Origin of the sequence: Paenarthrobacter sp. NPDC089988 (genome assembly GCF_044748465.1) — a bacterium.
Classification (GTDB): domain Bacteria; phylum Actinomycetota; class Actinomycetes; order Actinomycetales; family Micrococcaceae; genus Arthrobacter.
This window is the reverse complement of the sequence record NZ_JBIVGD010000001.1, coordinates 396,611-422,558: the sequence shown is the minus strand read 5'-3', so window position 1 is coordinate 422,558 and position 25,948 is coordinate 396,611. Positions and strand designations below refer to the sequence as shown.

At 63.1% G+C, this 25,948-nt stretch carries 26 protein-coding genes; 12 read left to right on the top strand and 14 right to left on the bottom strand.

Going from position 1 to position 25,948, the window contains the following annotated elements:
* Window positions 1–10 precede the first annotated feature (10 nt).
* The 3 genes from ACIPV6_RS02010 to ACIPV6_RS02000 form a co-directional block, all read right to left on the bottom strand.
* The gene (locus ACIPV6_RS02010) at window positions 11–364 is read right to left on the bottom strand and encodes a TraR/DksA family transcriptional regulator (RefSeq protein ID WP_400269287.1); all 354 of its coding nucleotides are present in this window, start codon (window positions 362–364) and stop codon (window positions 11–13) included.
* A 77-nt stretch (window positions 365–441) separates the two neighbouring features.
* Window positions 442–870, bottom strand: coding sequence for a VOC family protein (locus ACIPV6_RS02005; RefSeq protein ID WP_400269286.1), 429 nt, complete (start codon window positions 868–870; stop codon window positions 442–444).
* Between the two features lie 89 nt (window positions 871–959).
* Window positions 960–1,415: a VOC family protein gene (locus ACIPV6_RS02000; RefSeq protein WP_400269285.1), complete on the bottom strand. Its 456-nt coding sequence runs from the start codon at window positions 1,413–1,415 to the stop codon at window positions 960–962.
* A gap of 211 nt (window positions 1,416–1,626) precedes the next feature.
* Between ACIPV6_RS02000 and ACIPV6_RS01995 the strand changes: the two genes are divergently transcribed.
* The gene (locus ACIPV6_RS01995; RefSeq protein ID WP_400269284.1) at window positions 1,627–2,016 is read left to right on the top strand and encodes a DUF3054 domain-containing protein; all 390 of its coding nucleotides are present in this window, start codon (window positions 1,627–1,629) and stop codon (window positions 2,014–2,016) included.
* Window positions 2,017–2,089: 73 nt separating this feature from the next.
* A complete protein-coding gene (locus ACIPV6_RS01990) occupies window positions 2,090–2,368 on the top strand; it encodes an Lrp/AsnC family transcriptional regulator (RefSeq protein WP_018777675.1) in 279 nt (92 codons plus the stop codon).
* A 34-nt stretch (window positions 2,369–2,402) separates the two neighbouring features.
* On the opposite strand, the gene trpD is transcribed toward ACIPV6_RS01990, so the two are convergent.
* Window positions 2,403–3,461, bottom strand: coding sequence for an anthranilate phosphoribosyltransferase (trpD, locus tag ACIPV6_RS01985; RefSeq protein ID WP_400269283.1), 1,059 nt, complete (start codon window positions 3,459–3,461; stop codon window positions 2,403–2,405).
* A 148-nt stretch (window positions 3,462–3,609) separates the two neighbouring features.
* Here trpD and ACIPV6_RS01980 point away from each other — a divergent pair, with 148 nt between their 5' ends.
* From ACIPV6_RS01980 to ACIPV6_RS01965, 4 genes are all read left to right on the top strand, one after another.
* On the top strand, window positions 3,610–4,248 hold the full coding sequence (locus ACIPV6_RS01980) for a heme-copper oxidase subunit III (RefSeq protein WP_400269282.1): 639 nt from the start codon (window positions 3,610–3,612) through the stop codon (window positions 4,246–4,248).
* Between the two features lie 86 nt (window positions 4,249–4,334).
* Complete coding sequence (locus ACIPV6_RS01975) at window positions 4,335–5,123, top strand: c-type cytochrome (protein WP_397321700.1); 789 nt, start codon at window positions 4,335–4,337, stop codon at window positions 5,121–5,123.
* Window positions 5,124–5,220: 97 nt separating this feature from the next.
* Entirely contained in the window at window positions 5,221–6,291 is a 1,071-nt protein-coding gene (locus ACIPV6_RS01970) for a Rieske 2Fe-2S domain-containing protein (RefSeq protein WP_400269281.1), read from the top strand.
* Window positions 6,269–7,942, top strand: a complete 1,674-nt coding sequence (locus ACIPV6_RS01965; RefSeq protein WP_400269280.1) for a cytochrome bc complex cytochrome b subunit — start codon at window positions 6,269–6,271, stop codon at window positions 7,940–7,942. The genes ACIPV6_RS01970 and ACIPV6_RS01965 overlap by 23 nt, the downstream gene beginning before the upstream one ends.
* Before the next feature lie 98 nt (window positions 7,943–8,040).
* Here the strand turns inward: ACIPV6_RS01965 and ACIPV6_RS01960 are convergent, their stop codons facing one another.
* Window positions 8,041–8,829 (bottom strand): GntR family transcriptional regulator, encoded by a 789-nt coding sequence (locus ACIPV6_RS01960; RefSeq protein WP_397321697.1) that lies wholly within the window; start codon window positions 8,827–8,829, stop codon window positions 8,041–8,043.
* A gap of 160 nt (window positions 8,830–8,989) precedes the next feature.
* On the opposite strand from ACIPV6_RS01960, the gene ACIPV6_RS01955 reads away from it, so the two are divergent.
* Entirely contained in the window at window positions 8,990–9,283 is a 294-nt protein-coding gene (locus tag ACIPV6_RS01955; protein WP_400269279.1) for an HPr family phosphocarrier protein, read from the top strand.
* Window positions 9,284–9,393: 110 nt separating this feature from the next.
* On the opposite strand, the gene ACIPV6_RS01950 is transcribed toward ACIPV6_RS01955, so the two are convergent.
* The 5 genes from ACIPV6_RS01950 to ACIPV6_RS01930 all read right to left on the bottom strand — a co-directional run bounded on the left by ACIPV6_RS01950 (window position 9,394) and on the right by ACIPV6_RS01930 (window position 14,559).
* On the bottom strand, window positions 9,394–9,795 hold the full coding sequence (locus ACIPV6_RS01950) for a cytochrome c oxidase subunit 4 (RefSeq protein WP_400269278.1): 402 nt from the start codon (window positions 9,793–9,795) through the stop codon (window positions 9,394–9,396).
* Window positions 9,792–11,513 carry a cytochrome c oxidase subunit I gene (gene ctaD, locus ACIPV6_RS01945; protein WP_387437250.1) on the bottom strand — a complete coding sequence of 574 codons (1,722 nt, stop codon included), beginning with the start codon at window positions 11,511–11,513 and terminating at the stop codon, window positions 9,792–9,794. The genes ACIPV6_RS01950 and ctaD overlap by 4 nt, the downstream gene beginning before the upstream one ends.
* Before the next feature lie 10 nt (window positions 11,514–11,523).
* Window positions 11,524–12,393: a cytochrome c oxidase subunit II gene (gene coxB, locus ACIPV6_RS01940; RefSeq protein WP_397321694.1), complete on the bottom strand. Its 870-nt coding sequence runs from the start codon at window positions 12,391–12,393 to the stop codon at window positions 11,524–11,526.
* 183 nt (window positions 12,394–12,576) lie between these two features.
* Window positions 12,577–12,966 (bottom strand): HesB/IscA family protein, encoded by a 390-nt coding sequence (locus tag ACIPV6_RS01935; protein WP_387437248.1) that lies wholly within the window; start codon window positions 12,964–12,966, stop codon window positions 12,577–12,579.
* A 138-nt stretch (window positions 12,967–13,104) separates the two neighbouring features.
* The gene (locus ACIPV6_RS01930; RefSeq protein ID WP_400269277.1) at window positions 13,105–14,559 is read right to left on the bottom strand and encodes a dipeptidase; all 1,455 of its coding nucleotides are present in this window, start codon (window positions 14,557–14,559) and stop codon (window positions 13,105–13,107) included.
* A 113-nt stretch (window positions 14,560–14,672) separates the two neighbouring features.
* On the opposite strand from ACIPV6_RS01930, the gene ACIPV6_RS01925 reads away from it, so the two are divergent.
* The gene (locus ACIPV6_RS01925; protein ID WP_397321692.1) at window positions 14,673–15,266 is read left to right on the top strand and encodes a DUF3043 domain-containing protein; all 594 of its coding nucleotides are present in this window, start codon (window positions 14,673–14,675) and stop codon (window positions 15,264–15,266) included.
* A gap of 89 nt (window positions 15,267–15,355) precedes the next feature.
* Here ACIPV6_RS01925 and ACIPV6_RS01920 read toward each other — a convergent pair whose 3' ends face one another.
* Window positions 15,356–16,432 (bottom strand): quinone-dependent dihydroorotate dehydrogenase, encoded by a 1,077-nt coding sequence (locus ACIPV6_RS01920; protein ID WP_400269276.1) that lies wholly within the window; start codon window positions 16,430–16,432, stop codon window positions 15,356–15,358.
* A 67-nt stretch (window positions 16,433–16,499) separates the two neighbouring features.
* Between ACIPV6_RS01920 and ACIPV6_RS01915 the strand changes: the two genes are divergently transcribed.
* Genes ACIPV6_RS01915 through ACIPV6_RS01905 form a run of 3 tightly spaced genes read left to right on the top strand, consistent with a single transcriptional unit; the run spans window position 16,500 to window position 20,284 of the window.
* Window positions 16,500–18,179, top strand: coding sequence for an FAD-binding dehydrogenase (locus ACIPV6_RS01915; RefSeq protein ID WP_400269275.1), 1,680 nt, complete (start codon window positions 16,500–16,502; stop codon window positions 18,177–18,179).
* A 9-nt stretch (window positions 18,180–18,188) separates the two neighbouring features.
* A complete protein-coding gene (locus tag ACIPV6_RS01910; protein ID WP_400269274.1) occupies window positions 18,189–19,214 on the top strand; it encodes an alpha/beta hydrolase in 1,026 nt (341 codons plus the stop codon).
* Entirely contained in the window at window positions 19,211–20,284 is a 1,074-nt protein-coding gene (locus ACIPV6_RS01905) for an alpha/beta hydrolase (protein WP_400269273.1), read from the top strand. The genes ACIPV6_RS01910 and ACIPV6_RS01905 overlap by 4 nt, the downstream gene beginning before the upstream one ends.
* Window positions 20,285–20,299: 15 nt before the next feature.
* Here the strand turns inward: ACIPV6_RS01905 and ACIPV6_RS01900 are convergent, their stop codons facing one another.
* From ACIPV6_RS01900 to leuA, 3 genes are all read right to left on the bottom strand, one after another.
* Entirely contained in the window at window positions 20,300–21,121 is an 822-nt protein-coding gene (locus tag ACIPV6_RS01900; protein ID WP_400269272.1) for an isoprenyl transferase, read from the bottom strand.
* A gap of 2 nt (window positions 21,122–21,123) precedes the next feature.
* The gene (recO, locus tag ACIPV6_RS01895; protein WP_400269271.1) at window positions 21,124–21,894 is read right to left on the bottom strand and encodes a DNA repair protein RecO; all 771 of its coding nucleotides are present in this window, start codon (window positions 21,892–21,894) and stop codon (window positions 21,124–21,126) included.
* 68 nt (window positions 21,895–21,962) lie between these two features.
* Complete coding sequence (gene leuA / locus ACIPV6_RS01890; protein ID WP_400269270.1) at window positions 21,963–23,702, bottom strand: 2-isopropylmalate synthase; 1,740 nt, start codon at window positions 23,700–23,702, stop codon at window positions 21,963–21,965.
* Window positions 23,703–23,952: 250 nt separating this feature from the next.
* Here leuA and ACIPV6_RS01885 point away from each other — a divergent pair, with 250 nt between their 5' ends.
* Window positions 23,953–25,905, top strand: a complete 1,953-nt coding sequence (locus tag ACIPV6_RS01885) for a M13 family metallopeptidase (protein WP_400269269.1) — start codon at window positions 23,953–23,955, stop codon at window positions 25,903–25,905.
* Window positions 25,906–25,948: the final 43 nt, after the last annotated feature.

Below are 25,948 nucleotides of genomic sequence, written 5' to 3'. Positions count from 1 at the left end.
GAAGGAACGCTCAGCGACCGACCGAGGCGTGATTGACGCAGTACGGCGTCCACGGCCGCGCCTCGAGCCGCCCCTCCGGTATCTCCACCCCGCAAACGATGCATATCCCGAAGGTACCGGCGGCGATACGCGCCAAGGCCTCCTCAATGTGGCCAAGTCCGACCCGGCTTTGCTCCATCAGCGCGGACGCTTGCGAGAGCTCAAAGGCAATAGTGCTGCCCTCGGGGTCGTGCTCGTCATCCACATTCGAGTCCACCCTCGCCGCACTGACCGAGGCTATGTCACCGCGAAGGGCGGCCAGCAGGGCCAGCTTCGCGTCCCGCTCACGCTCCAGCAGGACGCGGAAATGCTGGACATCAACCATCTTCCTCCCCCGTTCCCCAGATGCAGGTGCCCTCCCCGGAACTCCGGGGAGGGCACCTCGCCAGCCTGCGGTTGAAACTATTGTGCCGGCTGCTCTCCGGCAATATTCACGAGCCAGGCAATGCCGAACTTGTCAACGCACATGCCAAAGACGTCGCCCCAGGGAGCACTCTCAAGTGGCATGGTGACGGTGCCGCCATCAACCAGCTTGTCCCAGTAGCCGCGGAGTTCAGCTTCATCCGACGATTCACCGCTGAGGGATACGGAGATGTTGTTTCCGGGGTTGTGCTCCATGCCGTTGGGCGTATCCGCAGCCATCAGTGTGAGGCCGTTCGGCGAAACAAGCATGCCGTGCATCACTTTGTCGGCTTCGGCGGGATCCTGGCTGGCCTGGTAGTCACCGAAAGTGCTGATGGTCAGTTCTCCGCCGAAGACCGTCTCGTAGAAGGTGATGGCGTCCCGGGCGTTGTCGCGGAAAGAGATGTAGGGGTTGAGGCGCGATGTCATAGCAGTGTTCTCCTCATGGTTGTGGTGGGCGCGCAAGTCGCCGTGCGGCCATGCTAGCAGCGGCATCAGGTGCCTGTCGCGGTGTCTCTTCAGTCGCCGTCGTAAGCCTTCCGCAGTGCCGCCAGGTCCAGCTTCCGCATCTTAAGCATGGCCTCCATGGCACGCCGGGCACCCTCAGGATCCGGCCCGGTGAGCACTTCTGTCAGGCCCTTGGGAATGACCTGCCAGGACAGCCCGTATTTGTCCTTCAGCCACCCGCACATGCTTTCCTCCCCGCCTACCAGCAGGGCGTCCCAGTAGCGGTCCACCTCTTCCTGCGAATCGCAGTTGATCACCAGCGAAATGGCCTCGTTGAAGGTAAAGGCAGGGCCGCCGTTCAGGGCCATGAACTGCCGCCCCTCAAGCTCGAACTCCACCGTCAAGGGCCGGCCATCCGGCCCTGGCATGGACTGCCCCATGGTTGCGTTGTCAAAGGTCGAGGTGTAGAAATCGGCTGCTTCCGCCGCCTGGCCGTCGAACCACAAACACGTGGAAATCTTCTGCATTGCCTTGGTCCTCCCATGTCGTCGGGACAAGCCGTCCCCGGTTGAGGCTAGCGCTCCGGAGCGTTCGGAACAATGCCCGACGGCGGCGCGGGTCACCGGCGCTGATCCGCGAAACGCAGCCTGGTCGCCGGACGTCCCGGTAAGGAGCCCGCCAATCAACGGAAGTTCCCCCGCTTCGCGATATCCGCCGGGCATGGATAGTGTCGGTTGCATGCCTACCCCCAAGAGCCGGTGGATTTTCGCTGCCGCCGGTGACCTCATCCTGATCCTTGTTTTCGCCGCCATAGGACGTGACGCCCATGCCCGTGGCGACATCATCGGCGGCGCGTTCCTCACCGCCTGGCCATTCCTGGTGGGCGCCGCCGCAGCATGGCTGGCCTTGCGGGTGTGGGCCAGGCCCTTTGCAATCTGGCCCGCCGGAGTCGCCGTGTGGATGGGCGCGCTCGTTGTGGGAATGCTGCTCAGGGCACTCACCGGCCAAAGCGTCGTGTTGCCCTTCGTGATTGTGGCACTCCTTGCCCTGGGCATCCTGCTCTTGGGTTTCCGCGGGATTGTGGCGATCGCAGGCAGGCTTTCGGGGAAACGCCACAGCCGCTCCTGACAGGGACCGGAACAGACCATATGCACTACGCTGGAGAGCGTCCGCAATGACGCTTTTTTCGGAAAGGCCCCACGTGATCACCGCATTTGTCCTGATCAAGACCGACGCTTCCCGCATCCCGGAAACCGCCGAACAGATTTCGGCCATCCAGGGCATCAGCGAGGTCTATTCAGTGACTGGCGAATGGGACCTGATCGCGGTGGCACGCGTGTCCAAGCATGAAGACCTGGCAGACGTCATCGCAGACCGCTTGTCCAAGGTTCCGTCGGTGGTCCACACCACCACGCATATCGCCTTCCGCGCCTACTCGCAGCACGACCTCGATGCTGCCTTTGCGCTCGGGTTCGAGTAAATCCCCGGGATCCCGTCCTGAAATCCCCTGGAGCCTAGCTCCGGCTGAGGTCCGTCCATTTTGCCAGGACACCGGCGGCAGCACCGGAATCGACGGACTCGGCGGCCCGGCCGAAAGCAGCCCGCATCCGGTCCACGAGCGTCCCCTCCGCGGCAAGGTCAGCAGCGACGAGCCCTGCGGCCGCGTTCAACAGCACGGCATCACGCACGGGGCCGGTCCTGCCGTCGAGGATTTCCCGAACCACCTGGGCATTTGCCCCGGCATCACCGCCGCGGAGGTCCGCCACGGTGGACGGACCGATTCCAAGGTCCGCCGGAGAAAAGACCTGCTCGGCAACCACGCCGTCACGGATCTCCCAGACAGTCGAGGGACCCGTGGGAGTCAGTTCATCCAATCCGTCGTCACCGCGGAAAACGAGTCCGCGGCTGCCACGTCGCGCAAGCACGCCGGCCACCAGCGGGGCCATGCGGGCGTTGGCCACACCTACGGCGGAAGCCTGCACGTGGGCAGGATTGGTCATGGGACCCAGGAAGTTGAAGGCCGTAGGAACGGCAAGTTCCCTGCGGGGAACAGCGGTATGCCGGAAGGACGGGTGGAAGACCTGCGCGAAGCAGAAGGTGATTCCTGCCTCCTCCGCATTGCGGGCCACCTGCTCTATGGACAAGTCCAAACGGACCCCAAGCGCTTCGAGGACATCGGCGGAGCCCGAGGCGGATGATGCGGCACGGTTGCCGTGCTTAACAACCTTGGCCCCGGCGCCGGCGGCAACAAGGGCCGCCATGGTGGAAATGTTCACCGTGTTGAGCCGGTCGCCACCGGTACCAACAATGTCCAGCTTCTCACCGGAGATTTCTATGGGGTTTGCGTTCTGGACCATGGCTTCCACCAGGCCCGCGAGTTCTTCCACGGTCTCACCCTTGGCGCGCAAGGCCACAAGGAAGCCGGCGATCTGCGCCGGAGTCGCATCTCCGGCCATGATGGTGTTCATGGCCCACTGCGTGTTCTCCACCGCAAGGTCGTCGCCATTGATCAGTGCAGAGATGAGCCCTGGCCAGGTGTTGCTGGCTGCAGGTGCCGATGCCGGAGAAGTCACTCCCCGATGCTATCGACCGAGCAGCGCTGATGACCAATGTGAACCTGCCCGGGAACTTTTCCGCGCGATTTCGCGTCTTTGTAGAAAAAGTCTCCCCAAACGGTGGTTTGCATTGGGAACTCTGGACTTTTACAGACATAATGTCCTTGTGACATCTGCGACCCATGCCCCCAGTACCCCGGCGCACCCGACGCTGAACCGCCCCAACCTGGTTTCTGTTGGAACCGTTGTTTGGCTGTCCAGTGAGTTGATGTTCTTCGCCGGCCTCTTTGCCATGTACTTCACCCTGCGTTCCACTTCGGGAGCGATGTGGGCCGAAGAGACGGCCAAGCTCAACTTCCCGTTTGCGCTCGTAAACACCATCGTCCTCGTGGCCAGTTCCTTCACTTGCCAGATGGGCGTATTCGCCGCCGAACGGCTCGAACCACGCCGCACGGGCGGCCCTTTCCAGTTCACCCGCTGGGGCATGAATGAATGGTTCATCCTCACCTTCATCATGGGTGCCTTCTTCGTAGCCGGTCAGACCACGGAATACGCCATGCTCGTCTCCGAGCACGTTTCGTTGTCCTCCAACGCCTACGGTTCCGCCTTCTACATGACCACCGGCTTTCACGGCCTTCACGTCATCGGCGGTTTGATCGCGTTCCTCTTCATCATTGGCCGCGCCTTCGCAGCCAAGAAGTTCGGACACTTCGAAGCTACCTCGGCGATCGTCACCTCTTACTACTGGCACTTCGTCGACGTCGTGTGGATCGGCCTCTTCCTGGTCATCTACGTCCTCAAGTAGCCGGCCTTGACTCTTTTTCTACAAGAGGCAGAATTTCAAGAAGCGGCTCACGGAGCCGACGCAGGATCGAATAAAGGAACCACCACGTGAAGGCACTCTCGCAGAAGCGACGTCACCCACTGGCAGCCATTGCGCTGCTGCTGATGGGCCTCCTCCTCACTGGTGGGCTTTACGCCATCGCCACTTCCGTCAACCAGGCCAAAGCCGACACCACGAGCTACAGCGCCAGTGACGTAGAGGAAGGCGGCAAGCTCTTTGCCGCCAACTGCGCCACCTGCCATGGCATGGGTGCAAGCGGAACCCAGGACGGCCCTTCGCTGGTCGGCGTGGGTGCAGCAGCAGTTGACTTCCAGGTTGGCACTGGCCGTATGCCCATGCAGATGAATGGCCCGCAGGCACAGAAGAAGCCCGTTCAGTTCAACGACGAGCAGACCAAGCAGCTCTCGGCCTACGTCGCATCGCTCGGCGCCGGCCCTGCCATCCCCGAGGAACACCTCCTGGATGAGAAGGGTGACGCCGCCAAGGGTGGCGAGCTCTTCCGTGTGAACTGCGCCATGTGCCACAATGCCGCAGCTGCAGGTGGTGCACTTACCCGCGGTAAGTTCGCACCCGCCCTTGCCGATGTCACCGGCAAGCACATCTACGAGGCAATGGCCACGGGACCGCAGAACATGCCCGTGTTCAACGACTCGAACGTCACCCCGGAAGACAAGCGCGACATCATCACCTTCCTCAAGACGATCGAAGCCAACGGCTCGCCCGGTGGAGCCGACCTCGGCTCACTCGGTCCGGTGTCTGAGGGCCTGTTCGTGTGGGTGGCCGGCCTTGGCGTGATCATCGCATTCACCATCTGGCTGACGTCCCGTACGTCCTGATCCAGGCGGAAACAAACTTCTGCTGCACTGACAGCAGTTTTGAACTGAAAACAAACCCGGCGCAGGCCGGGACAACGAGAGAAGGATGAGGCGAATTATGGGCAACCATAGTGACGGCAGTCCGAACCACTCGGGCACCGTAGCTACGGCTGGTCAGAATGAGGTGGAGAAGTTCCAGGATCCTGGTCTTCCTCCGCATCGTTTGCGCCTGGCTGACACGGACCCGGTAGCCGCAAAGCGCGCCGAGCGTCAGGTAGCCATTCTGTTTGGCATTTCCGTCATCGGCACCCTGGTGTTCCTGGTGGCGTACTTCGCCATCGATCTGGGCGAGGACTCCACGATCGCGACGATCCGCACGCAGAACCTGCTGCTTGGCCTGGGCACCGCCTTCGCCATGCTCGGTATCGGCACCGGAATCGTCCACTGGGCCAAGGCACTCATGCCGGACCACGAAGTATCTGAAGAGCGCCACGCCATCCGCACCGAGGAAGACCGCCAGGCGGCGGTCCGCATCGTGGATGACATCGTCGAAGAGACCGGCATCAAGCGCCGTCCGCTGATCCGCAACACGCTCCTTGGAGCTGTGGCACTGGCTCCCCTGCCCGCGCTGGCGATCTTCGGCGACCTCGGCCCCCGCCCCGACGACAAGCTGGCGCACACCATGTGGGCTCCGCAGGATGGCAAGCTCAAGCGCCTCACCCGCGACCCCGATGGCACCCCCATCAAGGCATCGGACGTCACCATCGGTTCGGCCTTCCACGTCATTCCCGAGGGCCTCAACGAACTTCACGAGGGCAAGCTCAACGAGAAGGCCAAGGCCGTCGTCTTGCTCATGCGCCTCGACCCGAACTCGTTGAACCCGTCCGAGGGCCGCGAAAACTGGAGCTACAACGGCATTGTCGCGTACTCCAAGATCTGCACGCACGTTGGTTGCCCTGTTGCCCTCTACGAGCAGCAGACCCACCACCTCCTGTGCCCCTGCCACCAGTCCACATTCGACCTCACGCAGGAATGCAAGGTCATCTTTGGACCGGCCAGCCGTCCGCTTCCCCAGCTGCCGATCGCAGTTGACGCAGAGGGCTACCTCGTCGCCACAAGCGACTTCAAAGAACCTGTAGGACCGAGTTACTGGGAGCGTGACGAGCATGAGCGCCTCATCAACAGCTGAAGCCCCCTTCGTAGCGAAGACCAAGGTTGGCCGTTTTACTGACTTCGTGGACGAGCGTGTAGGTGGCTCCGGTATCCTGCGCGAATTCGGTCGCAAGGTCTTTCCCGACCACTGGTCATTCATGTTCGGTGAGGTGGCGCTGTATTCCTTCGTCATCCTGCTGATGTCCGGAACGTTCCTGACGTTCTTCTTCGATCCCTCCATGGCGGAAACGCACTACCAGGGTTCGTACACGCCGTTGTACAACGTCGAAATGTCCGTGGCCTACAACTCGTCGCTGAACATCTCCTTCGACGTTCGCGGCGGCCTGTTCATGCGCCAGGTACACCACTGGGCGGCCTTGCTGTTCGTAGCCTCCCTCGGTGTCCACATGCTTCGCGTCTTCTTCACGGGCGCATTCCGCAAGCCGCGTGAAATGAACTGGGTTGTAGGTGGCGTCCTGCTCATCCTTGCGATGGCCGCAGGCTTCACCGGTTACTCCCTCCCCGACGACCTGCTGTCCGGCAACGGCCTGCGCATCATCGACGGCGTCATCAAGTCCATCCCGGTCATCGGCACGTACATCTCGTTCTTCCTCTTCGGCGGCGAGTTCCCGGGTACGGCCATCATCGGCCGCCTGTACGTCCTGCACATCCTGCTCGTGCCTGCCCTCATCCTCCTGATGATCGTCGTGCACTTGTTCATGGTTGTTGTCCACAAGCACACCCAGTACCCTGGCCCGGGCCGCAACGACGGCAACGTTGTTGGCTACCCCCTCGGTCCTGTCTACGCAGCCAAGGCCGGCGGCTTCTTCTTCATCGTCTTCGGTGTCCTGGCGCTCATGGCAGCCGCTTTCACCATCAACCCGATCTGGAACTACGGCCCGTACGACCCCTCCCCGGTTTCGGCTGGTACCCAGCCTGACTGGTACATCGGGTTCGTTGACGGTGCCCTGCGCCTGATGCCTGGTGTCGTGAATGGCTTCCACTTCGAATACGTCATCTTCGGGCACACACTGACGTTGAATGTCCTGCTCCCGGCGCTGGTACCGGCAGGCATCATCTTCACGGTGCTGTTCATGTACCCGTGGATCGAACGTTGGATCACCAAGGACAACCGTGAGCACCACGTTCTCGACCGTCCCCGCAACGCTCCGACGCGTACGGCCATCGGTGTTGCCGGCTTCACCTGGTACTGCGTCATGTGGGCAGCTGCCGGATCCGACCTCATCGCGACACACTTCCACGTTTCACTCAACGACGTCACTTATTGGCTGCGTGCACTGTTCTTCGTGGGTCCGGTCATCGCATTCATCGTGACCAAGCGGATCGCCCTCGCCTTGCAGCGCAAGGACCGCGAAATCGCGCTCCACGGCCGCGAAACCGGCCGTATCGTGCGGCTCCCCCATGGTGAGTTCATTGAGGTCCACGCGCCGCTGGACGAGTACAAGCGCTACAAGCTCGTTGGTTTCGAGTCCCCGGCTCCGCTGCCTGCGGAACCGAACGAGCACGGCGTGGTTACCCGCAAGGAAAAGCGTCGCGCCGCCCTCTCCAAGTGGTTCTTCGAGGACAGGGTTGCCCCGGCAACACCTGCCGAACTCGAGGCCGCACATGCTCATGGCCACCACGAAGCCATTGAAGCCGGTGCCGACCAGAAGAGCCTCAGCCACTAGCTGAAACCGCTGAAAGGGCGGGCCCGATCCCTGGGGATCGGGCCCGCCCTTTCAGCATGTCCCGCCGCTACCCTGCATGCCGGACCCCAGTCATGCTGCTATTGAGTCCGGTAGCCCGACGAATAGTTCCTTGTGGGCCGCACACCGGGCCTCTGCAGAGGTATCCACAACTTGTACCTGTCCGCACGATAGTAGGAGACCGAGTAGTCCACCATGGCCCGCGCCACGAAGGCGTGGCGCTGGATTTTCAACAGCGGCGAGCCGACGTCGACGTTCAAGAGCCGTGCCGTGGATGGGGAGGCCGCCGTCGCCTCGATCATGTCTTCGCCCCACTCCATGACCAAGCCGAAACGTTCGCTGAGGACGTTGTAGAGGGACGTTGGTGGAGCATCGTCCAACAGCCCGGGGACACGGTGCGCGGGGATGAAGTTCTCATCCACGCTCATGGGCTCATTGTCCGCAAGGAGCAACCGGCGGAAGCGCACCAGGGGTGTGCCCTCCTCCAATTGCAGTTCCCTCGCAAGGAAGGCACTGGCCGCGATCTGCTCGAAGCTGAGCACTTTGGCGGCCGGCACCATGCCGCGGCGCTGCATTTCCTCGCTGTAGGAAGTCAGCTTCACTTGGAGATCCAGTTTGGGTTTCTTGACGAAGGTCCCCAAGCCCACTACCCGTTCCAGGACTTCTTCACCCACCAAGGCGTCAATGGCTTGGCGCACGGTCATCCTGGCGAGCCCGAAGCGCAGCGACAGATCCCGCTCCGATGGCAAGGAAGAACCGGGCGGGCAGGATTGCCCAATGAAGGCCCGGAGGATCTCCCTGAGCTGAATGTAAATGGGCGTACTGCTGGTGCGGTCGATCTCGCCGGCGATGTTGGCCGCTTCAGGCACAACGTGTCCCAACCGATGTTTGGCTCATACATCAAGGGTAAAACAGAGCTGCGGAGGTCTAGACCAGTTGCGGTCGCAATATCGGGAAAGGGAATTGCGACCGCTAGGCTTGGATGAATCCCATACCCAACGGGTCTATCGCCCAACGCTAGGAGCTGGCTTGCCGCAGCTGAAATCCTTTGTCGCCGCCGAAATCGGGCTACACGCACGGGCGGCAGCCGTTTTTGTCCGCGCCGTCACGGAAACGGGACTTCCAGTGACCATCCGAAAGATCGACGGCGAGCCGGTGGATGCCAGGTCCCTTTTGGAAGTCATGACCGAAGACTTTGCCCACGGTTGCGAAGTCGTCTTGGAAGTCACCCAGGACACCCCTGGAGGCCCGCAGACGGCGTTGGAAGCCGAAGAGGCACTCTCAGCGCTGTCCGCCATACTTGAAGCTTCAGAGGCCCACTGAGCGACTGCCAGGCCCCTTGGGTGAATTACCGGGGCTGCAGTTATAAAGACACGAAAACGACGTCGGCCCCCACCATATGGTGGGGGCCGACGTCGTAATGCCTGTATTGCTTAGTGGGCGTGATCGCCGCGGCTGTATTCGAAGACCCAGCCGACGAGTGCGACGACGGCAAGACCAGCAGCAACGAACGTGACCCAGAAGCCTATTGCCAGGCCCAGGAAGCCCCCTGCGCAGGCAAGGCCCAGAACCAGCGGCCACCAGCTCCAGGGGCTGAAGTGACCCTGCTCGCCGGCACCTTCATGGATTTCAGCATCGGGACGGTCCTCGGGACGCATGCCAACACGGCGACCGGTGAAGCCTAGGTACGCACCGATCATGCCAGCCAGGCCACCCACCAGCAGGATGCCCAGGACGCCAACCCATTCAGACCATTCGGTCAGGACGCCGTAGACGATGGTGACGGGGACGAAGAAGAAAACTCCAGCGCCGAAGAGCCATGATTCGATTTTCACTTGCGGACGTCCTTCTGGTCTGCGTTGCCGAGAACGGCAGCTGCGGGCGAGGGGGCTTCAGCGGTGTGCACCTGTGCAAGCTCCGGGTGGTGGAGGTCCAGGGCCGGACGCTCCGAACGGATCCGGGGCAGGGAGGTGAAGTTGTGACGCGGAGGCGGGCAGGAGGTTGCCCACTCAAGCGAGGCACCGAAGCCCCAGGGATCGTCAACTTCAACCTTCTTGTTGCTGCGCCAGGTGATGTAGACGTTCCAGAAGAACGGAAGCAGCGACGCGCCCAGCACGAACGAGGAAATCGTGGAGAACTGGTTCATCCAGGTGAAGTTGTCCTGCGGCATGTAGTCGGCGTAACGGCGGGGCATGCCCTCAACACCCAGCCAGTGCTGGATCAGGAACGTGCCGTGGAAGCCGAGGAACAGCAGCCAGAAGTGGATCTTGCCGAGGCGCTCGTTGAGCATCTTTCCTGTCCACTTGGGCCACCAGAAGTAGAAGCCGGCGAACATTGCGAAGACGACGGTGCCGAACACGACGTAGTGGAAGTGTGCCACCACGAAGTAGGAGTCGGATACGTGGAAGTCCAGAGGCGGCGAAGCAAGGATGATGCCGGTGAGGCCACCGAAGAGGAAGGTCACCAGGAAGCCGATGCTCCACAGCATGGGGGTCTCGAAGGTGATGGAACCCTGCCACAGCGTTCCGATCCAGTTGAAGAACTTCACGCCGGTGGGGACTGCGATGAGCATGGTCATGAACGCGAAGAACGGCAGCAGCACGGAGCCGGTCACGTACATGTGGTGGGCCCACACCGTGACAGACAGGGCAGCAATGGCGATGGTTGCGTAGACGAGGCCCTTGTAACCGAAGATCGGCTTGCGGCTGAACACCGGGAAAATTTCAGAGACGATGCCGAAGAACGGCAGCGCAATGATGTAAACCTCGGGGTGTCCGAAGAACCAGAACAGGTGCTGCCACAGGACCGCGCCACCGTTTTCGGGATCGAAGATGTGCGCACCGAAGCGGCGGTCGGCACCGAGTGCAAAGAGCGCAGCCGCGAGCGGCGGGAAGGCCATCAGCACCAGGATGGCCGTAACCAGGGTGTTCCAGGTGAAGATCGGCATCCGCCACATGGTCATGCCGGGAGCACGCATGCAGATGATGGTGGTGATGAAGTTGACCGCACCAAGGATGGTTCCGAAACCTGACAGGGCGAGGCCGAAGACCCACAAGTCACCACCAACACCGGGACTGAACGTCGTGTTGGACAGCGGAGCGTAGGCGAACCAGCCGAAGGACGCAGCACCCTGGGGGGTGATGAAGCCGGAGACGGCGATGGTGGAACCGAAGAGGAAGAACCAGAAGGCCAGCGCGTTCAGACGCGGGAACGCGACGTCCGGCGCGCCGATCTGGAGCGGCATGATCACGTTGGCGAAGCCGGCGAACAGCGGCGTCGCGAACATGAGGAGCATGACCGTGCCGTGCATGGTGAACATCTGGTTGTACTGTTCCTTGGTCTGCAGGATCTGCATACCGGGTTCGAACAGTTCAGCACGGATGAGCAGCGCCATGACGCCACCGAGGCAGAAGAACACGAACGACGCGATGAGGTACATGTACCCGATGGTCTTGTGGTCCGTGGAGGTGATCCAGTTGACGACGATGCGTCCCTTGGATTTAGGAACTACGGGAGCCTCGAGGGTCCCGGCGGATTGAGTGTATGTAGCCACGTCGCTCCCCTTACTTCTCGTTCAGGTTCGGGTTGCGGTCGTATTCCGCACCGAGCAGGCCCGTGTTGCCCTCTTGGCGAAGCTGGTCCATGTGAGCCTGGAATTCGGACTCGGAGACAACCTTGACGCGGAAGAGCATTTCGGAGTGGTATTCACCGCAAAGTTCAGCACACTTACCGTCGAAGGTGCCTTCCTTGGTGGGGGTGAAACGGATGTAGTTGGTCTTGCCGGGGATCATGTCGCGCTTCTGCAGGAAGGCGGGTACCCAGAAGGAGTGGATGACATCGCGGGAGTTGAGCTCCAGGTCAACCGACTTGTTGACGGGCAAGTACAGGGTGGGGAGGAGATCCTTGTTGACCTCGTTGCCTGTCAGGTGGGCCTGGACGCCGGCCTCGTGGAGGTCCTCGGAAATAACCTGGCCCTGCTTGTAGTTGAAGTCCCATGCCCACTGCTTGCCACGGACGTCAACGACGACGTCTGCAGGCTGCGAACGGTCATCAATCGCACGCTGGTCCTGGTCGGTGAAGTAGAAGAACACCAGCACCATGAACAGCGGGATGGTCAAGTAGAAGACCTCGAGCGGCAGGTTGTAGCTGAGCTGCTTCGGGAAACCGGTGGTGCCCTTGCGGCGGCGGTAGGCAATGATGCACCAGACCAGCAGGCCCCACGTGATGATACCGACTGCCAAGGCGGCGATCCATGAGTTGACCCAGAGGTCCATGATCCGGTCAGTGTGGTTGGTGGTGCCGCGCTCTGTAGGCAGCCAACCCTTCTCTACCTCTGGTGAACATCCGGTCAAAACCAACGCGCCGGCTAGTGCCAAGCCAGTGATCGAGGTGATCTTTATGCGTCGGCTGCCGGTTCGGTTCTGCGAACTCACAGACGGCCCTTCCTCTTGTTGCTGTCGCCCGGCAGGCCGAAGGCCCACCGGGCACACTAAAAGTTTTACTACCCGATGTAGAGCTTACCGCTATGAGGCGGTTTTCGCGCACATGTCGGCGCCGTGGCTCCGAACGCGGTCAAACACGTCCGGGACGGCGCCGACATGCGGCGATGGCTCACGTCAGTGGAACGAGTCGCCGCAAGCGCACGAGCCGCCGGCGTTCGGGTTGTCAATGGTGAAGCCCTGCTTCGAGATGGTGTCCTCGAAGTCGATGCTCGCACCGCTGAGGTAAGGGACGCTCATCTTGTCCACCACAACTTCGACGCCGTCGTAGTCCCGGACAGCGTCGCCGTCGAGCAGGCGCTCATCGAAGTAGAGCTGGTAGATCAGGCCCGAGCAACCGCCCGGCTGGACTGCAACGCGCAGGCGCAGGTCAGTACGCCCTTCCTGTTCCAGGAGGCTGCGGACCTTGCCTGCTGCGACGTCGGTCAGGTTGACCTCGTGCGTGGGAAGCTCTTCGCTCTCGGCGAGCTGTGCTCCAGTGCTGTTTTCGTTGGTTGCAGTGCTCATTGGCCTACCTTCTTATAACGCGCTTGGCGGCTGCGCCGGGGACGCTGCCTGCCCTTACCCAATTACGTACGGGTTATAGCTCCATGCTACGTCGCGCAGACGCTCAGCTATAACTCCTGACGTAACCACGGCCCGCAGTTACTTGTTCCCGTTCAACCTGGCCAGCATCAGCGCCTCGGCCAATACGGCGTGCCGGAAGTCCTCGAGCTGCAGGGATTCGTTGGCGCTGTGGGCCCGGCTGTCCGGATCCTCCACGCCGGTGACCAGGATCTGGACCTCCGGATAGACCTCCATCAAGTCGGCGATGAACGGGATGGAACCACCTATGCCCATTTCAACGGGTTCCACTCCCCAGGCCTGGCCGAGAGCCCACAGCGCCACCTGCGCTGCTTCGGAACTCGTGTCCGTTGAGAATGCGTTGCCCCGCTCCCCCGGGGTGAAGGTGACCTTTGCGCCAAACGGAGCGTGGGCATGGACGTGCCGCTCCAGGGCGTCCATGGCTGCTTCCGGATCCTGACCAGGCGCCAGGCGCATGCTGAATTTTGCCCGGGCTGCTGGAATCAGCGTGTTGGAGGCAACGGCCACCGCCGGCGCATCGATGCCGATGATGGACAGTGCCGGCTTGGTCCACAGGCGCGAGGCGATGGTGCCGCTGCCGGCCAGCTGCACGCCGTCGAGCACGGACGCATCGGCGCGGTAGTCGGCTTCGGCGAGGTCAACGGCAACCTCGTCACGGGCCACCAACCCCTCGACGGCCACATTGCCGTGCTCGTCGTGGAGGGTTGCGATGAGGCGGGAGAGCAGGGTGGGCGCATCCAGCACAGGCCCACCAAACATTCCCGAATGAACGGCGTGCTCCAGGACCCGTACTTCAAACGTGCCGTCAACGAGTCCCCGGAGGCTGGTGGTGAGGGCAGGGACGCCCACTTTCCAGTTGCTGGAATCAGCCACGACGATCACGTCGGAGTGCAGCAGCTCTTTGTGTTCCTCAAGGAACGTGCGGAACGTAGGCGAGCCGGCTTCCTCTTCACCTTCGAAGAAGAAGGTCACGCCAAGGCCAAAGTCCTCGCCCAGGACTTTCACGGCGGCGCTGTAGGCCGCAAGGTGCGCCATGATGCCGGCTTTGTCATCGGCAGCACCCCGCCCATAGAGGCGGCCCTTGCGCTCCTCTGCCAGGAACGGCTCGGACGTCCAGAGCGAACGGTCACCCGGAGGCTGGACGTCGTGGTGGGCGTAAAGCAGGATGGTCGGCTTTCCGTCCCGCGCGGGCCGGTGGGCGACGACGGCCGGCCCGCCTGGCGTGCCGTCGGCTTTTGCGGCCCGCAGGATCCGGACGTCCTCCATGCCCGATTCGCGGACCAGTGCCGCGACGGCTTCGGCGCTGCGGTCAAGTTCCGCGGGGTCGAAGCTGGCCCACGCGATGCCCGGGATGGCCACCAGGTCCTTGAGGGCTGAGACCGTCCGGTCGAAATGCTCGTTGACGGCCGCGTTGAGTGCAGCGGTATCCACACCGTCCACGGATTGGCCCGCGACCGGGGTGGTGTCGGAGTTCCCTGGCGTGTTCTGCGGGTTCCCCGCACGTGCTGAAGTCATGCCCCACACCTTACCGCCGGGTAGCTCCCCGCATGGTGAGGCACGGCACCCCACGCCCTCGCTTCAGCCCAGTGCGTAACGTGCGCCACCAGCCCGCGCTGTATTCTGTAGTGGTGTTCGGACGCAAAAAGGAAGAGCCAAGCGCTCAATCAGTAGTTGACCAGGCCCACGCCGCCGCCCAGGATCCCGTCATTGGGAAGGGCGCGCCCACGCCCAAACGGAAGGCCCAGGAAGCGGCACGGAAGCGCCCCTTGGTGCCAACGGACCGCAAAGCCTCCAAGGAAGCAGAACGGGTGGCCATCCAGGACCAGCGGCAGAAGATGCGGCAGGCCTTGGATACCGGCGAGGAAAAGTACCTGCCCCTCAGGGACAAGGGTCCGCAGAAGCGCTTTGCCCGCGACTACGTCGATGCCCGGTTCACCCTGGGCGAGTACCTGATGTTCGGTGCGCTCCTGTTCGTGGTGGTGTCGTTCATCATTCCGTCCAACAGCGCCCAGATCACGTATGTCCTGATCGGTTTCTGGATCATGTTCCTGGCAGTCTTCGTGGATGTCTTCATCCTCTCCCGCCAGCTCCGCAAGCGGCTTACTGCCAAGTTCGGCGAAGTGGAACGCGGAACCGTATGGTATGGCTGCATGCGCGCCCTGCAGTTCCGCAAGCTCCGCCTCCCCAAGCCCCTGGTCAAGCGCGGCCAGTACCCGTCCTAAGAGCACACCAACCTTAATGCGAAGGCCCCGGACCACTTGGTCCGGGGCCTTCGTGCCTGCCTGGGCCCTTCCCTTAGGCACCGCGTCCCTTAGGCAGCGCGCTTCCGGATCCTGGCAAGTCCTTTGTTGATGCGTGATGCCCAGAACGGACCCTCGTAGAGGAACGCCGTGTAACCCTGCACCAGAGTGGCGCCGGCATCCAGCCGCTCCTGGACATCCTGCGCTGTTTCCACGCCGCCAACGGCGATCAGCACCAACTGGTCCCCCACGGCATCCTTCAGGCGGCGCAGCACCTCCAAAGAACGCTGCTTCAGCGGTGCACCTGACAGTCCCCCGGCGCCGAGCGCTTCCACCTTGGCGGCATCGCTGGAAAGGTCTTCGCGGCCAATGGTGGTGTTCGTGGCGATGATGCCGTCCAGCTTGAGGTCCAATGCCAGCCGGGCGACGTCGTCAATGTCTGCGTTGCTGAGGTCAGGAGCGATCTTGACCAGCAGCGGAACGTGGCGTCCCGCGGATTCGTCAGCCGCGTCACCGACGGCGCGCAGCAGGGGACGCAGTGTCTCGACGTTCTGGAGCAGCCGCAGCCCCGGCGTATTGGGAGAGCTGACATTGACCACAAGGTAGTCGGCTGCTGGTGCGAGCCCGCGTGCGCTGACCAGGTAGTCCTCCGTGGCAGCATCGAGCTCCACCACTTTGGTCTTGCCAATGTTGACGCCAATCACCGGCCGCACTCCCGCGTGTGCACGCTGCAAGGCGGCCCGCGCGGACTTCAGCCGCGGAGCCACTGCCGCGGCGCCGTCGTTATTGAAGCCCATACGGTTGATGACCGCGCGGTCCTCGACCAAGCGGAACAGCCGCGGCTTGTCGTTGCCGGGCTGGGCCTGCCCCGTAATGGTGCCCACCTCGACGTGTCCGAAACCCAGTTCGGAGAGCGCCAAGATGCCGTGGCCCTCCTTGTCGAATCCCGCGGCCAGGCCAAAGGGAGAGGGGAAGGTCAAGCCCAGCGCCTCGGTGCGGAGCGATGCATCAGGGGCGGTGATCCTGGCCAGGATCCGGCCGGCACCACTGCGGTGGGCTGCCCGGATGGCCTGGAAACCGATCTTGTGTGCTTTCTCGGCATCCATCCAGGAGAAGGCAAGCTTGAAGAAGGTGGGGTAAACACGCATGATCCTAGTTTTCCGGTTTCCGCACGACTCACCAAACCCGTGACCTGCCTGGGGCTAGCATGTACCCATGCCGCTTCAGGATCGTGACGGACATCATGGAAACCGCATCGAATCAGATGTGCTGGTGGTCGGGGCCGGCCTTTCGGGCCTGGTTGCTGCCGCCACGGCCTATGCAGCAGGCAAGTCTGTGGCCATCCTGGACCAGGAAGGATCCGCATCGCTGGGTGGCCAGGCGCACTGGTCGTTCGGTGGCTTGTTCATGGTGGACACCCCCGAGCAGCGGCGCCTGGGCGTCAAGGACAGCGCTGAACTCGCCCTCCAGGACTGGCTCGCCTCTGCAGGATTCGATCGCGACAACGATGCCCACGCGCGAAGGTGGGCCGAGGCCTACGTAGACTTCGCCTCCGGTGAAAAGCGTTCGTGGCTGAAGAGCCTGGGCGTTGGCATCTTCCCACTCGTGCAGTGGGCAGAACGGGGCGGCTACGGTCCCCAAGGCCACGGAAACACCGTCCCCCGCTTCCACGTCGCCTGGGGAACCGGTCCCGCCGTCGTCGAACCCTTCGCCGCCAAGGTGCAAGAGGGAGTTGCCGTCGGACGCATCACGCTGCACCTGCGGCACCGCGCAACATCCCTGACCGTCGCCTCGGGCACCGTCACCGGTGTTGGCGGTGACGTCTTGGAACCCACGACGGCGGCGCGCGGCCAGGCTTCCTCGCGTGCCGTCGTCGGGCCTTTCGAAGCGGCGGGCGGAGCCGTGGTGGTAGCCACCGGCGGTATCGGCGGCAACCACGACACGGTGCGCCGCCAGTGGCCCGGTGGCCTGGCACCTCCGGAAATGCTCAGCGGTGTGCCTGCCTCCGTTGATGGCGCCTTCCTGGCGGTCGCGGAGACCGCCGGTGCGACGCTGGTCAACGGGGACCGCATGTGGCACTATCCCGAGGGCATCCACAACTACGATCCTGTGTGGCCAAAGCACGGAATCAGGATCCTGCCTGGGCCGTCGTCGCTGTGGTTGGATGCCGAGGGCAGGCAACTGCCGGCGCCCTTGTTTCCGGGCTTTGACTCCCAGGGCGCGCTCCGCCACATCGTACGAACCGGCCACGGGTACTCGTGGTTCGTCCTGAACCGCACCATCGCCCTGAAGGAACTGGCCCTCTCCGGATCCGAGCAGAACCCGGACCTGACCGGCAAGGACATCCCGTTGTTGCTGGGCCGCCTCAAGCCGCGGGGCGACACGCCCATCGAACGGTTCCTGGAACGGGGCGCCGATTTCGTCCAGGGAAGCTCGCCCCGGGAATTGGCAGCCCGCATGAACGGGCTGGCGGGTACGGAACTGATCGACCCTGGCTCCCTGGCAGCGCTCATTCATGCACGCGACCTCCAAATTTCCAGCGGGCTCGGAAAGGATCCCCAGCTGGCCGCAATCCGCGCGGCCCGGCGTTTTGCGACGGACCGCCTCATGAGGGCGGCTCCCCCGCACCGCCTCACGGACCCCGCCCATGGACCGCTCCTTGCCATCCGTTTGTCGGTGGTCACCCGGAAGAGCCTCGGAGGCCTGCAAACGGACCTGCGTTCGCGTGTCCTGGGCAGTGACGGATCTGCCATCGCGGGGCTCTATGCCGTGGGAGAAGCTGCCGGATTCGGTGGTGGTGGCATCCACGGTTACAGGGCGCTTGAGGGGACGTTCCTGGGTGGGTGCCTCTTCACCGGCAGGGCGGCCGGCCGCGACGCAGCAGGCAGTGTCTAAGCTGAAGCCATGGAGTGGTCAACGGACATCCTCGGCCCGGACTTCCAGTCCTGCAGCATCCAGGCCCACGGACCCGGCGGCGTAAGCCGACGGGCCACCTTGGTGCGTCACAGGCCGGATACGGTTCCCGACGACGGTACGGGGCAGGCCGCTGCCCGGGAGGGTCGCGGGGCCGTGCTTTTCCTGCATGGGTGGAGTGACTACTTCTTCAACGTTGAACTGGCGCAGTTCTGGGCCCGCCTGGGATACGGGTTCTATGCCCTTGACATGCACAACCACGGCCGAAGCCTGGGGACCGATACCACCGGCGGCTACGTTGCCGACCTTTGCGACTACGACGCCGAGATCCAGCAGGCCCTGGACGTCATCCACAACGACCCCGCGGCCCGGAATGGGCACAACGTGGCGCTCATGGGCCACTCGACCGGTGGCCTCATCGCCGCGCTGTGGGCCAGCCGGCATCCCGGCGCGATACAGTACTTGATCCTCAATAGCCCCTGGCTGGAGATGCACGGGAATTCGGTGGTGCGCCGGGCCGCGCAGGCCATGGTGCATCCACTGGCCCGGCTGCGCCCTGAAATGGTGTTGAAGCTCCCGGAGCGGGGCTTCTACTTCCGGAGCATCAGCAGTACTGCCGAGGGGGAATGGCCCCTTGACGAACAGTACAGGCCGCCACTCGCCTTTCCGGTCCGCGCAGGATGGCTCCGGGCCGTCCTCGACGGCCATACACGGGTGGCCCGCGGGTTGGGGCTGGATATTCCTGTGCTGGTCCTCACGTCTGCCGCCAGCGCCAACGGCATGGTGTGGCAGGAGTCGATGCGCCGCTCAGATGCCGTCCTGGACGTGGACATCATCGCCGTGCGGGCCATGGCACTTGGACAGAGCGTCACGTTGGAACGGGTGGACGGCGGACTCCATGACGTCTTCCTCTCCGCGCCGAAGGTACGCGCCGAGGCGTACTCACGGCTGGCACGGTGGATCCACGGTTTCATGGAGGAGAACACATCTGTCAGCCAGGGGGAAGGGGATACATGACCACCACGGAAGAATCAGTAGGCACCTGGCAACCGGACATCCTCGGCGGTGGCTACCAACGCCTCGACCTTCCCCTGGGGACGGACGAGGAAGGCGAGGTCAAAGCAACCCTGGTCCGCTATCTTCCGGAGCCGGCCGCGCCCCTGCCGCACGGCATCCTGGACTTTTTCCAGGGCTTCGCGCGACGCAAGCGCCGCCACGTCCTACCCGATCCTTCAGCGGCTCCACGCGCGATCCTTTACCTGCACGGTTGGGCCGATTACTTTCTGCAAACCGAATTGGCCGAGTACCTCACCGCCTCGGGATTCCACTTTTACGCCCTCGATCTCCGCAAGTTCGGCCGGAGCCTGCTTCCGGGTCAAACTCCCGGGTACACATCGGACCTGGCTGTCTACGACAACGACATCAGTGCCGCGCTGGACGAAATCGAAGTTGACGTGGCCTCGCGGACCGGCAACCCTGTTCCGCCAACCGTGCATATGATCGCCCACTCCCTGGGCGGCCTGATCGCGGCATTGTGGGCGGACCGCAATCCGGGCCGCATCGGGACGCTCGTGTTGAATTCCCCATGGTTGGAGCTCCAGGGCAGCAGCCTGGTACGCAGCATAGCCATGCACCTGATTGAGCCGTTCGCGCGCACGGACCCGAAGCGGCCCTTCCGGTTCCCTGATATGCCCGCCTACTGGGAAAGTGTCAGCAGCGATGCCCACGGAGAGTGGCTGTTGGATCCTGTGTGGCGCCCCCGGGCATCGTTCCCGATCAGGGCAGGCTGGACCAAGGCCGTCCTGGCCGGGCACAGTGCGGTGGAGCGGAAACTCAACATCGACGCACCCGTCCTGGTCCTGCTGTCCGGGCGCACCAGGATCCAGGCCGAATGGACAGCCGAGCTCATGCGCGCCGACGCCGTGATCGATGTGGAGGAAACGTCAAGGCGCGCCCTGGGCCTCGGCCGGCGCACGGCGGTGTTCCGGTACCCCGGTGCGCTCCACGATGTTTTCCTGTCGCGCAGGACCATCCGACAACAGGCATACCGGGATGTGGCTGTGTGGTTGGCGTCCTATCCCTATTGAAATAGCACAACCCCGCTACGTAGCCGAGGGTGCCGCATCCACTGCACCACCGTAGCGGCGATCGCGCTTGGCATAGATCTCCACGGCGTCCCAGAGGGTCCGCCTGTCCACATCGGGCCAGAGTGTGTCCATGAAGACGAACTCTGCGTAGGCCGACTGCCACAGCAGGAAGTTGGACAACCTCTGTTCGCCGGAGCTGCGCAGGAAAAGATCCACGTCGGGGAGATCCGGCTCATCCAGGTACTTCTGGATGGTCTTTTCGGTCACGGAGCCTGGCTTCAGGACGCCCGCCGCCACGTCCTGGGCGATGGCGGATACGGCGTCGGCAATTTCTGCCCGGCCACCGTAATTAACACACATGGTCAACGTGCAGGTGTCGTTGCCCCGCGTGTAGTCCTCCGCTTCTTCCAATTCACGGATCACCGAGCCCCAGAGCCTAGGCTTGCGTCCCGCCCAGCGGATCCTGACTCCCCATTCGTCGAGCTGGTTCCGCTGGCGCCGTAGCACGTCCTTGTTAAATCCCATGAGGAAGCGGACTTCTTCGGGCGACCGCCGCCAGTTCTCCGTGGAAAAAGCGTAGACGCTGACGTATTTGATGCCGAGCTCGATCGCTCCGGCCATAACGTCGAGGAGGGCCGGTTCTCCGGCCTTGTGCCCCTCGATGCGGGGAAGCCCGCGCTGGTTCGCCCAACGGCCGTTTCCATCCATGACAATGGCCACGTGCTGCGGAACGAGCTCTTGTGGAATTTCCGGTGGAACTGCTCCCGAGGGGTGGGCGTAGGGTGCCGTGACCGGCGCGGTCCGGGCGGGTGTTTTGCTCTTCTTACCAAGTACCACTGCTAGCTTCGCTCCACATGTTTGAGGGATTTCACGGCGCGTTCCAAATGCCATTGCAGATAGCCCGCCACCAGGCCTGCCGCTTCCCTGCGGTGCCGGGGGTCGGAGCCGTCGGCCACACCCCAGTTCCCCGTCAACAGGGCACCGAGAAGCACCACCGTCTCAGGGGCAGGCGCCGGTGATCCCGGCGGACGGCAGTCGCCACAGACCATCCCGCCCAAGGGCGCGGCGAAGGCCGTATGCGGACCCGGGGTTCCACACCGGGCACAATCGGTGAAACTGGGCGCCCAGCCGCCCGTGGCCAAGGCCCGCAGGAGGTAGGAGTCCAGGATGAGTTCCGGAGGATGCTCCGAACGGCTCAGCGCTGCCAAGGCACCCACCAGCAGGTTGTACTGGGCTGTGCCTGATTCGGCGTCGACGTCGGTCAGCTTCTCTGCCGTCTCGGTCATGGCAGCGGCCACCGTGAAGCGGCCATAGTCCGAAGCGATGCTGCTGCCGTAGGCACCCTTGGCCACCGCTTGCGTCACGATGTCCAGGGTACGGCCGGACACCAACTGCAGGTCGGCCACCATGAAGGGTTCAAGCCGGGCTCCGAATCGGCTGCTGGTCCGGCGCACGCCCTTGGCCACCGCCCGGACCTGCCCATGGTGCTTGGTGAGCAGCGTGATGATCCGGTCAGCCTCACCGAGCTTGTGGGTACGGAGCACCACAGCATCGTCCCGGTACGACCGGGCTGCGAAAGACGATGGATTGGCCACATCTAATCTTCGCATTGCGGCGGCTTCCGGGAGCACCGCCAAGCCGTGGGGTGACGGTATTTCCCGTCACCCCACGGATCCGGTTAGGCCTGCGCGTCCCGGACAGCCCGGTTCACTGCCGAAATCAGGGCCTTGAGCGAGGAGGTGGTGGTGCTGGGGTCGATCCCCACACCCCACAGGACCCGCTCGCCCACTGCGCACTCAACGTAGGCAGCGGCGCTGGCGCTGCCGCCTTCGGACAATGCATGTTCGCTGTAGTCCAGGACGCGGACGTCCACGCCGTCATGGTGCAGGATGTCCAGGAACGCGGCGATGGGGCCATTGCCGTGCCCGGTCCGTCGTACTTCGACGCCGTCAATGCGCAGGTTGGCGTTCATGGTCATGGCGCCGGACTCGTCCGTCTCCGTGCTGACGCTGCCCAGGGAGTAACGGCCCCACTGCGACTGCTCCTCGTCCGAGGGCAGGTACTCGTCCTGGAAAATCTGCCACAGCTGGGCACCACTGACTTCGCCGCCAACAGCGTCGGTGCGACGCTGGATCACACCCGAGAACTCAATTTGCGCCCGGCGTGGCAGGTCGAGGTTGTGCTCGTTCTTCAGCAGGTAGGCTACGCCGCCCTTGCCGGACTGGGAGTTGACGCGGATAACGGCCTCGTAGCTGCGGCCGAGGTCCTTGGGATCGATCGGCAGGTACGGAACCTGCCACGTGAAATCCTTGACCGGAACCCCCGCTGCGGCGGCGTCCTTCTCCAGGGCTTCGAAGCCCTTCTTGATGGCATCCTGGTGCGAACCGGAGAAAGCCGTGAACACGAGGTCGCCACCGTAGGGCGCGCGCTCCGGAACCGGCAGCTGGTTGCAGTACTCGACCGTGCGGCGCACCTCGTCGATGTCGGAAAAATCGATCATGGGGTCGATCCCCTGGACGAACATGTTCAAGCCCAGCGTCACCAGGTCCACATTGCCCGTCCGTTCGCCGTTGCCGAACAAGCAACCCTCAATCCGGTCCGCGCCGGCCAGGTAGCCCAGCTCGGCCGCAGCCACGCCAGTGCCGCGGTCGTTGTGCGGGTGCAGCGAAATAATGATGCCCTCACGCGGGTGCAGGTTCCGGTGCATCCACTCAATCGAATCGGCGTAGACATTCGGCGTTGCCATCTCTACCGTGGCCGGCAGGTTGATGATCACTTGCTTGTCCGCCGAGGCTTCGAAGACATCCGCGATGGCATTGCACACGCGGGCCGCGTACTCCAGCTCGGTTCCCGTGAAGGACTCAGGCGAGTACTCGTAGGTGATGTGCGTATCCGTGAGGGTCTCTTCGTACTTCTTGCACAGCCGCGCGCCCTGCAAGGCGATGTCCAGGATTCCGTCCTCATCCTGGTTGAAAACCACACGGCGCTGCAGCACGGACGTGGAGTTGTAGAGGTGCACGATCGCCTGCTTGGCGCCAACCAGGGATTCGTACGTCCGCTCGATGAGGTGCTCGCGCGCCTGGGTCAGCACCTGGATGGTGACGTCGTCCGGAATATGTCCGCCTTCGATCAGCTGGCGGACAAAGTCGAAGTCGGTTTGCGAGGCCGAAGGGAATCCGACCTCGATCTCCTTGAAACCCATCTTCACCAGCAACTGGAACATCTTCAGCTTGCGGGCCGGGCTCATGGGATCGATCAGGGCCTGGTTGCCGTCCCGGAGGTCGACGGCGCACCAGCGGGGAGCTTTGGTAATGACCTTGTCCGGCCACGTGCGGTCCGGGACTTCAACGGTGATCTGGTCCTGGAACGGCAGGTAGCGGTGAATCGGCATACCGGAGGGCTTTTGTGCGTTGCGCATGACGTGTGGCCTTTTCTCTAAGAACTAAGTGAAAGCTTAGCCGGGCACACCGAAACTCCGCGGCGAGGATGGCCCAGCTTTCAATCAGCTATCAGGCCTCGCCGCGGCAGCTAAGAAGAAGCATCTCCGCACGCACAAGTTCACAGTAACACGGTGCGTATGATGACATTGCAACACCCAATGCAACGTCCACTATGCAGACGCCGCGACGGTGGCAACGCCGGCTGCAGCGTCCATCCAAGGAGCCACAGTGCCACAGTCGGGGATCACTCTTTCCAACATCGATCACAACGTCCGGCCGCAGGACGATCTTTACCAGCACGTCAACGGAGCCTGGCTTAACAGCACAACCATTCCGGACGACCGCCCGTTGGAAGGCACTTTTACCGCCCTGCGCGATGAAGCGGAACTGGCAGTAAAGGCGATCATCGAAGAAGCTGCGGGCAAGGGCGAGGCCGCGACCGGCGTCGAACGGAAAGTCGGCGGACTCTACGCAAGCTTCATGGACGAGGCGGCCGCTGAGGCCAAGGGGCTGGACCCCATTCGCGGCCGCCTCGAGGATGTCCGCGCGGTGTCCTCGAGCAGTGACCTCGTTGCCCTGATCGGACGGTTGTTCCGCTCCGATGTCTCGGGGCTCTTCGGTATCTACCCCGCCCCGGATGCCGGCAATCCCGAGCGCATCGTCCTGTACATCAGCCAGGGCGGCTTGGGCCTGCCGGACGAGTCCTACTACCGTGACGGGAAATTCGCCCCCATCGTCACCGCCTACGGTGAGTACATTTCGAAGCTCTTCAGCCTGGCCGGCGTACCGGATGCCGAAGCGGCCGCAGGCCGAATCGTTGCCCTGGAGACATCGCTCGCCTCCCATCACTGGGACAACGTCACGCTGCGGGATCCGCAGAAAACCTACAACCTCAAGACCGCCAAAGAGGCGGCCGACCTCTTCCCCCTGCTCAATACGTGGTTCGAAGCAGCCCGCATTGACGAAGGGAAACGCACGGAAATCGTGGTCAGCACGCCCGACTTCTTTGCCGGCGCCGCCGGACTGCTGGAGTCGGCCGAGCTTGGGACGTGGAAGGAATGGCTCACCCTACGTGTCCTCGGCTCGGCTGCGCCCTACCTGTCCGCTGAGTTCGTTGATGCGAACTTCGACTTCTACGGCACCACGCTCAGCGGCACTCCGCAAAACAAGGAACGCTGGAAGCGTGGCGTGGCGGTGGTGGAGTCCGCTCTGGGTGAAGCGGTGGGCCAGATCTACGTTGAACGGCATTTCCCGCAAGGCCACAAAGCACGGATGCAAACCCTGGTTTCAAACCTGATCGAGGCCTACCGCACCAGCATTTCCTCCCTTGAGTGGATGGGCGAGGCGACCAAGGCGGAGGCCCTGAAGAAACTGGAAGCCTTCCGCCCCAAGATTGGCTTCCCCGAGAAGTGGATCGACTACTCCGCCGTTGAGATCGACCCCCATGACCTCCTGGGCAATGTGGAGCGCGCACACGACGCAGACATCGACCGCCACCTGGATGAAATCGGCAAGCCGGTGGACCTCAACAAATGGCTCATGACGCCGCAGACGGTCAACGCCTACTACCACCCGATGCTGAACGAAATCGTCTTCCCCGCAGCCATCCTGCAACCGCCATTCTTCAACGCGGACGCCGACGACGCTGTGAACTACGGCGGCATCGGTGCAGTGATCGGCCACGAGATCGGCCACGGTTTTGACGATCAGGGGTCCCAGTTCGACGGCAGTGGCGCCCTGCGCAACTGGTGGACCGAAGAGGACCGGGCCGCGTTCGAGACCCGCACCGCCAAGCTGGTAGAGCAGTACGATGCCCTGTCCCCATACGCTGCACCGGACCACAAGGTGAACGGCAAACTGACGCTGGGCGAAAACATTGGCGACCTCGGCGGACTCACCATCGCCTACAAGGCCTACCTTCTCAGCCTCGACGGTACCGAGCCGGAGGTGATCGATGGTTTCACCGGGCAGCAGCGCTTCTTTATGTCCTGGGCAGCGGGATGGCGCCAAGTGATCCGTACCGAGGAAGCCATCCGACGCCTCGCCACCGATCCCCACTCCCCCAACGAATTCCGGACCAACGCGATCGCCCGGAACCTCAACGCCTTCCACGAAGCCTTCGATGTCCGGGAGCAGGACACCATGTGGATGGAACCCGCGGAGCGCGTCAGTATCTGGTAACCGTCTGCGAAGCACAGTGGCCGGGCCCCACCAGGGGCCCGGC